9 protein-coding genes are annotated in these 10,644 nt (G+C 69.6%); 5 read left to right on the forward strand and 4 right to left on the reverse strand.

Going from position 1 to position 10,644, the window contains the following annotated elements:
• Positions 1-16 precede the first annotated feature (16 nt).
• Positions 17-652 carry a TetR/AcrR family transcriptional regulator gene (locus AC07NI_RS16480; protein WP_494621028.1) on the reverse strand — a complete coding sequence of 212 codons (636 nt, stop codon included), beginning with the start codon at positions 650-652 and terminating at the stop codon, positions 17-19.
• Positions 653-796: 144 nt separating this feature from the next.
• On the opposite strand from AC07NI_RS16480, the gene AC07NI_RS16485 reads away from it, so the two are divergent.
• On the forward strand, positions 797-2,296 hold the full coding sequence (locus tag AC07NI_RS16485) for a bifunctional aminoglycoside phosphotransferase/ATP-binding protein (protein WP_494621030.1): 1,500 nt from the start codon (positions 797-799) through the stop codon (positions 2,294-2,296).
• Here the strand turns inward: AC07NI_RS16485 and AC07NI_RS16490 are convergent.
• On the reverse strand, positions 2,293-4,050 hold the full coding sequence (locus AC07NI_RS16490) for a response regulator (RefSeq protein WP_494621032.1): 1,758 nt from the start codon (positions 4,048-4,050) through the stop codon (positions 2,293-2,295). The two genes, AC07NI_RS16485 and AC07NI_RS16490, sit on opposite strands and share 4 nt — an antisense overlap.
• A 239-nt stretch (positions 4,051-4,289) precedes the next feature.
• On the opposite strand from AC07NI_RS16490, the gene AC07NI_RS16495 reads away from it, so the two are divergent.
• The 3 genes from AC07NI_RS16495 to AC07NI_RS16505 are packed head-to-tail and all read left to right on the forward strand — an operon-like array spanning position 4,290 to position 8,787.
• Positions 4,290-7,247, forward strand: coding sequence for a long-chain-fatty-acid--CoA ligase (locus tag AC07NI_RS16495; RefSeq protein ID WP_494621034.1), 2,958 nt, complete (start codon positions 4,290-4,292; stop codon positions 7,245-7,247).
• 2 nt (positions 7,248-7,249) lie between these two features.
• Positions 7,250-7,846, forward strand: coding sequence for a class I SAM-dependent methyltransferase (locus tag AC07NI_RS16500; protein WP_494621036.1), 597 nt, complete (start codon positions 7,250-7,252; stop codon positions 7,844-7,846).
• Entirely contained in the window at positions 7,843-8,787 is a 945-nt protein-coding gene (locus AC07NI_RS16505; protein WP_494621038.1) for a hypothetical protein, read from the forward strand. The genes AC07NI_RS16500 and AC07NI_RS16505 overlap by 4 nt, the downstream gene beginning before the upstream one ends.
• Before the next feature lie 4 nt (positions 8,788-8,791).
• Here the strand turns inward: AC07NI_RS16505 and AC07NI_RS16510 are convergent, their stop codons facing one another.
• Positions 8,792-9,682, reverse strand: coding sequence for an MBL fold metallo-hydrolase (locus AC07NI_RS16510; RefSeq protein WP_494621040.1), 891 nt, complete (start codon positions 9,680-9,682; stop codon positions 8,792-8,794).
• A 151-nt stretch (positions 9,683-9,833) separates the two neighbouring features.
• On the opposite strand from AC07NI_RS16510, the gene AC07NI_RS16515 reads away from it, so the two are divergent.
• Positions 9,834-9,980, forward strand: a complete 147-nt coding sequence (locus AC07NI_RS16515; RefSeq protein WP_492101583.1) for a hypothetical protein — start codon at positions 9,834-9,836, stop codon at positions 9,978-9,980.
• A gap of 6 nt (positions 9,981-9,986) precedes the next feature.
• On the opposite strand, the gene AC07NI_RS16520 is transcribed toward AC07NI_RS16515, so the two are convergent.
• The gene (locus tag AC07NI_RS16520) at positions 9,987-10,394 is read right to left on the reverse strand and encodes a TIGR01244 family sulfur transferase (RefSeq protein ID WP_494621042.1); all 408 of its coding nucleotides are present in this window, start codon (positions 10,392-10,394) and stop codon (positions 9,987-9,989) included.
• Positions 10,395-10,644 lie beyond the last annotated feature (250 nt).

Below are 10,644 nucleotides of genomic sequence, written 5' to 3' on the forward strand. Positions count from 1 at the left end.
CCCCATCTTCCGCCCCCTATCCAGATATTGGATTTCTCACCCCGTACCGCGCCAGAAACGTCTCCACCGCGTCCTCGGCTAGCGCCTTGACCGGCCGACGCGACAGCACCTCGTCGCCGGCGGCCAGGCCCAGGACCAGGGTGACGTGGTCGAGCATGCCCATCAGCTGGCCGGCGGCCCAGGAGGCTTTCTCGACCTTGAGTTCGCCGGCCTTGGCCAGGTCGTTGATCACCGAGATCGCCGCCCCGCCCAGTTCGTCGCGGGCGCTCTGCAGGAAATATTCGGCGACATCCTCGAAGCGGCGGCGTTCGGCCGTGACCATGCGGAACATGGCCCGGGTGTCGGAGCGCGAGAGGAAGGTGGCGTAAGCGATGGCCAGGGCGGTCAGGCGGGCGCGGGCGTCGCCCTTGACGCGGACGGCCTCGCGAACCGGGGCGCCGACGCTGCTGACCGTCTCCAGCACGATCGCCTTGAACAGGTCGGCCTTGCTGGGGAAATAGGCGTACAGCGTCGCGGTCGAGACGCCGGCCGCGCGGGCGACGACCTCCATGCCGGTGTCGGCGTAGCCTTCCTTCAAGAACAGCGACCTGGCCGAGGCGAGGATCTCCTCGCGCTTGTGCCCGGATCGTTTCAGTCCCGCGCCGACCAGCATATGACACTCGCAATCAATGACTACGATACAATCTAACCGCGAAATTTAGAGTCCGGCAAGGCCTACGCGAGAGGACGTGGACGCACGTTTCGGTTATGCAGCCCGGACGCCGTTTTCGAGGCGCGGAAAGATGGGACGCTAAGCGTGATCAAGGACGCGGAAGCCGCGCGCGAGCAGGAAGTGGCCGCCTGGTTTGAAGAACGGTCGGAAAACACGATCGAGACCTCGTGCGCCCGTGTGTTCCTGCTCGGCGACTCGGCCTTCAAGGTGAAGCGCCCGGTCGACTTCGGTTTCCTGGACTATTCGACGCTGGAGCTGCGCCGCTGGGCGCTGGAGCGCGAGCTCTCCTTCAACCGCGCCGCCGCGCCGGACATCTATCGCGAGGTTCGCCAGCTGAACCGCACCGCCGACGGCGGCCTGGAGATCGACGGCGATGGCGAGATCGTCGAGTACCTGCTGGAGATGCGCCGCTTCGACCAGAACGGCGTGCTGGCCACTCAGCCGTGGGCGATCGACGACGCGCTGGAGGATTCGCTGGGCCGCACCGTGGCGCGCTTCCACGCCGGCTCGTCCCTGCGTCCGCAAGGCGGCGGCGTCTCGGCCCTGGGCTACACGATCCGTTCGAACGCCAACCTGCTGCGGGGCCTGTCGGCGCGGCTGGGCAAGCAGGCGGTCGAGCGCCTGGTGCATGAGACTGATATCGCGCTGGAGCGCCTAGGCCCGCTGCTGGACGGCCGCGCCAAGGACGGCTTCGCCCGTCACTGCCATGGCGACCTGCACCTGGGGAACATCCTGATCGAGAACGGTCAGCCGATCCTGTTCGACTGCATCGAGTTCAACGACACCCTGTCGGACATCGACGTGCAGTACGACCTGGCCTTCCTGCTGATGGACCTGGACTTCCGCCGTCGTCGCGACGCCGCCGGCCGGGTGCTGAACGCCTATCTGGACGAGGCCGCCCGCACGTTCGGAGAGGGGCTGTGGACCGGCCTGGCGGCCCTGCCGCTGATGCTGTCCGTCCGCGCCGCCGTGCGCACCCACGTCTGGGCCTATACCGGCGATGACGAGGCCGCGCGGGCCTATCTCAACACCGCCCTGGAGCACCTGGCCCCCAAGCCGGTCAGCCTGGTGGCGGCCGGCGGCCTGTCGGGCTCGGGCAAGTCGACCTTCTCGCGGGTCTGCGCGCCCGGCCTGGGCTCGGCCCCCGGCGCGGTGGTCCTGCGCACCGATGAGATCCGCAAGCGCCTGTGGGGCGCGGCGTCGCTGGAGCGCCTGCCGCGCGAGGCCTATACGCCGGAGATGAGCGCCAAGGTCTATGACCAGCTGTTCCATGACGCCGAGCTCTGCCTGAAGGCTCGCCGTTCGGTGGTGCTGGACGCGGTGTTCCTGAAACCCGACGAGCGCGCCCGCGCCGAGGCCCTGGCCAAGAGCTGCGACGTCGGCTTCCTGGGCGTGTGGCTGGAAGCGCCGCCCGAAGTGCTGCGCGAGCGCGTGGCGGCCCGCGTCAACGACGCCTCGGACGCCGACGTGGCGGTGCTGGAGAACCAGCTGTCGCGGGATACGGGCGAGATCACCTGGCGCAAGGTCGATACGGTCAACGCCTTCGAGGACGAAGCCCGGGCGCTGGCGGAGACGATGGGCTAGGCCGCCCGCAGTCCCTCGTTCGGGGGCTCGGGGTTCACCGCCCGGATGATCGCCGTGATCAGGTCCATCGGCTTGACCGGCTTGCCTAGGTGGTCGTCGAAGCCCATGCCGAGGAAGCGTTCGCGGTCGCCGGCCATGGCCGATGCGGTCAGGGCGATGACGGGCAGGCCCGGGTCGCCGGCCTTGCCCTCGCGGATAGCTTCCAGGGCGGTGATGCCGTCCATCACCGGCATGTTGATGTCCATCAGCACGCAGTCGTAGCGGCCCGAGGCCATCGCCTTGAGGGCTTCCTCGCCGTTCTCGACGACGGTCAGGGCCACGCCGGTCGGCTCCAGCATGGTGCGCACGACCAGCTGGTTGACCGCGTTGTCCTCGGCCATCAGCACGCGGATCTGGTCGAGGTTCTCGTCGTCCTGCTCTTCAGGCTCCGCCGCCGCCTCGGGGGCCACGGTCTCCTCGGCGCGGATGCTGAGCACGAAACAGGCGCCGACCTGGGCCGGGCGCAGTTCCAGGTCGCCGCCCAGCTGACGAGCCAGGGCGCGCGAGATGGTCAGGCCTAGCCCCGCGCCGCCGTGGCTGCGCGAGATGGTCTCGTCGGCCTGGGTGAAGCTGTCGAACACCCGGTCGGCGGCGGCGGCCGGCACGCCGGGGCCGGTGTCGCTGACCGCGAAACGCAGCAGCCAGGCGTCGCCGGCGCGCTCGGCCCCGACATTGACGCGGACATGGCCGGCGGTGGTGAACTTGACGGCGTTGGACACCAGGTTGGTCAGGATCTGGCGGATGCGCAGCGGGTCGGCGCTGATCCAGGCCGGGACCTCGGCGCCGAAGTCGGCGAACAGCGACAGGTTCTTGAACACCGCCGCGTCGCGCCAGGCGTCGACCACGTCGGCGACGATGACGCGCGGGTCGACCGCCTCGGGGGCCAGCTCGACGCGGCCGGCCTCGATGCGCGACATGTCCAGCACGTCGTTGAGCAGCTGCATCAGGCTGTCGCCCGACTTCAGCATCAGGGCGACCTGCTCGCGCTGGGCGGGGTTGAGGTCCGAGCGCTCCAGGGCGTGGGCCATGCCCAGCAGGCCGTTCATCGGCGTGCGCAGCTCGTGGCTGGTGACGGCGATGAAGGTCGACTTGGCGCGGGCGGCTTCCAGGGCGCGCTCGCGCTCGTCGCGCAGGCCCCGGGTCAGCTCGTCCATGCGCTGGGCGGCGGCGCGGTTGCGCAGGGCGACATTGACGGTGACGGCGATCAGCAGCACCAGCGACCAGCGCATGCACTGGGTGGCCATGTCGTCGCCGGGCATGAGGAAGAACGGGAAGATGACCAGGCTGGCCGCCGGCAGCAGGCCGCTGATCACCAGCAGGGCCAGGGGCTGGTGGCGATATTGCTGGGCGAAGACCAGCTGGCCGCACCAGATGGCGACGGCGGCGATCTTCAGCTTGTCGGAGCCGTGCAGCCACAGCAGCGTCGCCAGCGCGGCCCAGCTGCCATTCACGGGGATCGAGGCCAGGATGAACGCGGCGCGGTCGCCGCGCGAGGCGGGACGGCCCTTGCCGAAATTGCGGGTGGCCAGCGTGGCCAGGCCCTCGGCGACCACGAAACCGGCCAGCCAGGCGAAGGCGGTGAGGGGGCCAAGACCCAGGCCGACGATCCCGGCCGCCAGACAGCCGGAGATGAGACGCGAGACGCCGAGCCGCCGGATATCGGCGCCCACCTCGTCCAGTCGCTCATCCGCCAGGGTGTCGGCCAGCCAGCCCAAGCCATCGTCTCCTATCGACGAACCCTGTTCGCCCAGAGCGGAACTATCTTCCGATCGCAACCAAGAGTCTCTGAATCGGCCCTGCGACCGATTGGCGCGGTGTCGTCGGGTACCCGACCAAGATCGCCGTTCTGTGAAGGTGGTCTTTTCCCTTGTGGGGGCGCGCCGCGTTGCGTGTTGCGCCGCACACCGATAGCCTCGGGTGAACAACGATAAGCGGTCGGGAGAGTAAGGTTCAGATGCAGGGTTTGATGCAGCACGGGGCCCTGACCCTGGACAAGATCATCGACCACGCCGCCCAGTGGCACGGCGGGCGCGAGGTGGTCAGCCGGTCGGTCGAGGGGCCGATCGTGCGCACGACCTATCGCGAGATCCGCGACCGGGCCAAGCGCGTCTCCAACGCCCTGCTGGCCCTGGGCGTCAAGCCGGGCGACCGTGTCGGCACCCTGGCCTGGAACACCGGCCGCCACATGGAAGCCTGGTACGGCATCATGGGCATCGGGGCGGTCTGCCACACCCTGAACCCGCGCCTGTTCCCCGAGCAGATCGCCTGGATCGCCGACCACGCCGGCGACCGGCTGATCTTCACCGACCTGACCTTCCTGCCGATCATCGCCGCCATCCTGCCGCGCCTGCCGCATGTCGAGCACGTGGTGGTGTTCACCGATCGCGGCCACATGCCGGCAGACTTCCCGCTGGCCGGCGAGGCCCCGCACTTCAAGGGCCTGATCGCCTATGAGGACCTGATGGAGCAGCACGGCGCCGAGTGCGCCTGGGGCGGCTTCGACGAGGGCACGGCGGCGGGTCTCTGCTACACTTCGGGCACGACGGGCGACCCCAAGGGGGTGATGTACTCGCACCGCTCGAACTTCCTGCACACCTTCATCACCATGCAGCCCGACGTGATGGGCGTGTCGCAGCGCGACGTGATCCTGCCGGTGGTGCCGATGTTCCACGCCAACGCCTGGGGCGTGGCGTTCAGCGGTCCCGGCGCGGGCGCCAAGATCGTCATGCCGGGCGCCAAGATGGACGGGGCCTCGATCTTCGAGCTGCTGGACACCGAGGGTGTCACGTTCTCGGCCGCCGTGCCCACCGTCTGGCAGATGCTGCTGCAGCACCTGGAGGCCACGGGCGCCAAGCTGCCGGTGCTGAAGAAGGTGGTGATCGGCGGAGCGGCCTGCCCCGAGACCATCATCCGCGCCTTCCAGGAGAAGTATGACGTCGAGGTGGTCCACGCCTGGGGCATGACCGAAACCTCGCCGGTCGGGACGCTCTCCGTCATGACGGATGAGCTGGAGAAGCTGCCCTACGACCAGCAGATGCCGTACCGCCTGAAGCAGGGCCGTCCGCCGCTGGGCGTGGAGCTGTGCCTGACCGATGACGACGGCAAGCTCCTGCCGCACGACGGCCACGCCTTCGGCCATCTGAAGATCCGCGGCCCGATCATCGCCGCCGAATATTTCCGGGGCGCCGGCGGCAACATCCTCGACCAGGACGGCTTCTTCGACACGGGCGACATCGCCACGATCGACGAGCATGGCTTCATGCAGATCACCGACCGCGCCAAGGACGTCGTCAAGTCCGGCGGCGAGTGGATCAGCACGATCGAGATCGAGAACATCGCGGTTGGCCACCCCAAGGTGGCCCTGGCGGCGGTGGTCGGCCAGCCGCACCCCAAGTGGGACGAGCGGCCGGTGCTGCTGATCAAGCTGAAGCCGGGCGAGGAGGCGACCAAGCAGGAGATCATCGACTACCTGCAAGGCAAGATCGCCAAGTGGTGGATGCCCGACGACGTGATCTTCGTCGACGACATCCCGCTGGGCGCGACCGGCAAGATCGACAAGAAGGTGATCCGCAAGCGCCTGGCCGACGAGGACTACAAACTGCCCGAGACGCCGCTGCAGCCGTCGCCGCCTCCGCCGCCCGCACCGGAGCCTGAACCGGCCCCGACCCCGACCGTGGCGGCCGCCGACGGCGCCCACGCGGCGGTGCTCTACGCGCCCGAGCCGGTCGAGGAGGTCGAGGCCGAGACCGTCCTGCACGCGCCGGAGCCCGAGCCCGAGGTGGTCGCCGACCCGACGCCGGAGCCGGAGATCCAGCAGATCTCCGCCACCGACGCGATCATCGCCGAGGCCACGGCCATCGCCGCCGCCGCGCCGGTCGAGAAGCCCGCCGAGCCCGAGCCTGAACCCAAGGCCGAGGCCGAAGTCGCCCCGCCCGAGCTCAAGCCGCCTGAACCGACGCCCGTAAAGGCCGAGCCCGAGCAGCCTCTGCGCCTGCGCGAACCGGACGCCAAGCCCGTCCTGGCCGACGCTGGCGAGGTCCTGCCGTTCGCCATGCCGATCACGCCGGGCAAGCGCGGCAAGTCCAAGAAGGCAGCTGCGGCCAAGACCGAGGCGGCCAAGGCGTCGGGCAAGCCGCCCCGTTGGGCGTCGCTCTATCTGGATTTCGGGCTGCTGATCGCCCTGGCCCCCGCCATCCTGGCCGCTGGCGGCGCGCTGGGCGTCAAGCTGGGCATGATCCCGCTGCCGCTGGGCTACACGTCCATGACCCTGGACTGGGCGCCGCGCCTGGCCTTCATCAGCGTCGCCACGGGCTTGATCGGCCTGATCATCGCGCTCAGCGCCGGCTTCGCCAAGCTGTGGAAGGGCGCGGTGCTGGCCCTGGTGATCACGGCGGCGACCTTCGGGGTGATGTTCGCGGCCAAGGCGCTGGGCGGCCAGTCGCCGCCGATCCACGACGTGGCCACCGACTGGAAGACGCCGCTGGGCTTCTCGGACGCGGCCATGGCCGCGCGCGGCGGTTCGGCCGAGATCGTCGTCGACGATCCCAGTCTGCCGGTCGGCTCGGCTGCCTATGCCGGCCGTCGTCTGGCCGAGATCAACGCCGAGACCTGTGCGGCGGCCCGTCCGCTGGTCAGCGAGCGCGCGCCCGGCGACGTCTACGAGTCGATCAAGGCCGCCGTCCTGGCTTCGGGCATGACCCTGGTCACCGACGATCCGATGGACGGCCGGCTGGAGGCGACCGGCCGCAGCTTCTGGTACGGCCTGACCGACGACCTGGTCGTGCGGGTGCGTCCGGACGCCAAGGGCTCGCGCCTCGACATGCGCTCGATCGGCCGCGACGCCGGCCCCGACCAGGGCCGCAACTGCGCCCGCATCGGCGCACTGGCGACGGCGGTCCAGGCCGGCCAATAGGCATGGAGCACGACGCGGCGACGCTTCGGTTCTACGCCGACGAAGCGACGACCTACGCCGCCACCGGGCGGGGGAGGGCCAGTCAACATCTGGGCGGGTTCCTCGCCCGTCTCGCGCTGGGCGCTCGCATCCTTGAGCTCGGCTGCGGCGACGGCCGGGACAGCGAGGCCATGCTGGCGCGTGGTTTCGACGTCGACCCCACCGATGGCGTCGAGGCGATGGCCCTGGAAGCCCAAAAGCGGCTCGGCCGTCCGGTGCGCGCCATGCGGTTCGACGAGCTGGACGCCGTCGAGGCCTATGACGCCGTCTGGGCCCACGCGACCCTGCTGCATGCGCCCAGGGCGGCGCTGCCCGACGTGCTGTCCCGCGTGTTCCGCGCCCTGAAGCCGGGCGGACTGCACTTCGCCAACTTCAAGACCGGCGACGCCGAGGGCCGCGACACGTTCGGTCGATACTACAACTATCCTTCCGTCGCCGAGATCGAGGCCGCCTATCGGGGCTCGGCCGACTGGGCGCTTCTCTCGGTCGAGGAATACGAGGGCGGCGACTACGGCGGCGGCCGGCGACCCTGGGTCGCCATCACGGCGCGCAGGCCATGATCGAGGCGCTCCGCCGCCTGTTCGCGCCGCGTGGGACGTCGAGCGCTTGGCGCTCGCACCCCGTCACGCCGGAGAGCCTGGTCACCCAGCCCGTGGGTGTCGATCGGCAGATCGGCGGGGTGGGTGAGATCGGCATGGGCGGGCCGATCTACTGGACCATGCTGCTGGCCAACGGGGCGATGCTGGACAGCGTCTGCGGCGGCGTGAGCGATGTCGGCAGCCTGCGCGTGGCCCCGACCCTGACGCGACAGGGCGAGATGCTGCAGGTCTATGATCCCGACGCCCAGGTCATCCATACCCTGGATCCAGCGCCGGCGACGTTGGACGAGGCCAGGCTGCGCGAGGCATGTCGCCGGGCGGTACGCTCCGTGACGCTGCGCCATGTGCGGGGCTTGCGCCTCGAGGACGCCGTGGAGCCGCCGGAACGCCTGACGCGCGTGCTGCCCAGCGGCCGAACGCTGGAGGCGCGGCTGCTGCTGCCGGACGACCTGCGGGGCACGGTCGAGGTCGAGGGCCTGCTGCGTGACCCGCCCTACGGCCTGTGGCTGGACGGGGCGGCGACGGGCTTGCACGTCGCGGACCTGGACGAGGCCGTCGAGGCGGCGGACGGCCGGATCGTCCTGCGCGGGCGACGGCTGGACGCCAACGCCCGGACCATCGACGGGCTGTGGCATGTCTGGCGGGACGGGCGCTGGAGCGCCTTGCTCGGACACGCCTACGAACCCCTGGTCGGCGGTGGGAGCCGGACGCCGTACTTCCTGTCTGATCCCCAGTTCGACGACGATCAGGTGAGCTTCGCCCTGCGGACCTTCGGCTGGGGTCCCGAGGGCGAGCTGCACAGCCAGCCCGCGCCGGCGGTGGTTGAGCTGGCTGCCAGTTGGCGCGGTTCGCCGCTGATCTTGAGGACCAAGGCGAACAGGGTCGCGTTGCGCGTTCCCTGACGCGTCAGGCCAGTCGGTATTCCGCGTCCAAGCCCGGCTCGCCCGGCGTCGTGACCCGGCCCTCGCGCACCAGCTGGACCATGTGGGCGAAGACCGAGTGGGCCGCGGCCGGATGCAGGCGCGGATCGACGGCGGCGTAGAGGCTGGGGACCATGGCCTTGATGGTCGTGAAGCCCGCGCCCAGGGCCTCGACGATCTGGGCTTCGCGGGCCCGGCGGTGGGCGACATAGGCGTCGATGAACGGCCCGACGTCGCGGACCGGCGCGCCGTGGGTGGGCCACAGGACGTCGAAGTTCCGCGCCCGCACCTTGGCCAGGCTGGCGAAGTAGTCGCCCATGTCGCCGTCGGGCGGGGTGATCACCGTGGTCGACCAGCCCATGATGTGGTCGCCGGCGAAGAGGGCGTTCTCTTCCTTCAGCGCGAAGCAGACGTGGTTGGAGGTGTGGCCGGGCGTGGTCACCGCCTCCAGCGTCCAGCCGGGGCCGGAGAGCACGTCGCCGTCGCTCAGGGTCACGTCGGGGCGGAAGCGGTCGTCGCCGCCTTCCTCCAGGGCCGGGGTGTCGCTGGCGTAGGGAGTCGGGGCAGGCAGGCCGTAGACCTTGGCCCCGAAGGCTTGCGCCAGCGGGTGGGCGAGGGGGGAGTGGTCGAGGTGGTGGTGCGTGACCAGCACGTGGGTCACGCGCTCGCCGGCCAGGGCGGCCTTGAGCGCGTCGAAGTGCTCGGCCAGGTCCGGACCGGGATCGATCACCGCCACCTCGCCCCGGCCGACGATGTAGACGCCCGTGCCGGTATAGGTGAACGGCCCCGGGTTGCGGGCGATCACCCGCCGGATCAGCGGCGAGACCTGGTCGCAGCGGCCGTATTCGAATTCCAGCTCGCGGACGAAGGGGATCATCGAAGGACTCCACAAGCGCGTTGGGCGAAAGTGTGAAGCGGTTTCGCCCTAAAAACGCGCGCTATCTCAAGACTCAGGATCTGCCTATCGGCAGATCCTGGCGGCGCCGGTCTTGCGCTTGAGGCCTTCAGTAACCCTGGGGAGACCGGCCATGACGGCGGACGCGGCGATTTTTGTCTCAAAACGGCTCCAGCGCGCGGCCTTCGCCATCCTGTGTATCATCATGGCGCAGTTCGTTCTGGCCAGCTGCCATCCCGAACCGACGCCGATGGCGGCCCGTGAGTCGGCCGCGTTCTAGATCTTACTAGGCGGGCAGTACGCCGGAGAGGTCGTAGCCCGCTTCACGGCCTTGGTTGACCAGGGTCTCGCGATCCTCGCCCGCCAGCGCCTGGCCGATCGACCAGGTGACGATCGAGCGGGTACCCGAGCGGCAGAAGGCCAGCACCGGACCGTTCGCGGCCTCGGTCGCCGCACGGACGGCGTCGACCTGCTCCTGCGTGGGGCCGCCGCGCACCGGCACGTGCAGATAGTCCAGCCCCGCCGCGCGCGCCGCCGCCTCGATCGTGGCGCTGGACGGCTGGCTGGGATCCTCGCCGTCGGGGCGATTATTGATCACCAGGACGAATCCCTCGGCCGCGGCCCGGGCCATGTCGGCCTCGGTCACCTGCGGGCTGACCGTAAGGGAGTCTGTGACGCGTCGGAAATCACTCATCGGTTCTTTGGAGCTCGCATAACGGCGCAATCCGCCGCGCGGGTATTCTCACGAGGGGAGGGCGCCTAGGCAATGGTCAGTGGCGTCGGTCAACGTGCGCACACGGACGGCAATCGTGAAGAAAATGTGTCGCCATAGAGGCGTTGATTAAAAGGATTTGTGTCGAACTTCGTTATTCCGGGCATGATTTTGTGTCTGTCAATTCCGGGCCGTAATTTTTTGGCGCGTTTCCCTTCGAAATGATAACGAC

It is taken from the genome of Caulobacter sp. GW821-FHT10E02, assembly GCF_059415225.1.

Coding starts and splice junctions, on each gene's coding strand:
- AC07NI_RS16480 (WP_494621028.1), bottom strand. CDS start 652: ATGCTGGTCGGCGCGGGACTGAAACGATCCGGGCACAAGCGCGAGGAG.
- AC07NI_RS16495 (WP_494621034.1), top strand. CDS start 4,290: ATGCAGGGTTTGATGCAGCACGGGGCCCTGACCCTGGACAAGATCATC.
- AC07NI_RS16500 (WP_494621036.1), top strand. CDS start 7,250: ATGGAGCACGACGCGGCGACGCTTCGGTTCTACGCCGACGAAGCGACG.
- AC07NI_RS16505 (WP_494621038.1), top strand. CDS start 7,843: ATGATCGAGGCGCTCCGCCGCCTGTTCGCGCCGCGTGGGACGTCGAGC.
- AC07NI_RS16510 (WP_494621040.1), bottom strand. CDS start 9,682: ATGATCCCCTTCGTCCGCGAGCTGGAATTCGAATACGGCCGCTGCGAC.
- AC07NI_RS16515 (WP_492101583.1), top strand. CDS start 9,834: ATGACGGCGGACGCGGCGATTTTTGTCTCAAAACGGCTCCAGCGCGCG.
- AC07NI_RS16520 (WP_494621042.1), bottom strand. CDS start 10,394: ATGAGTGATTTCCGACGCGTCACAGACTCCCTTACGGTCAGCCCGCAG.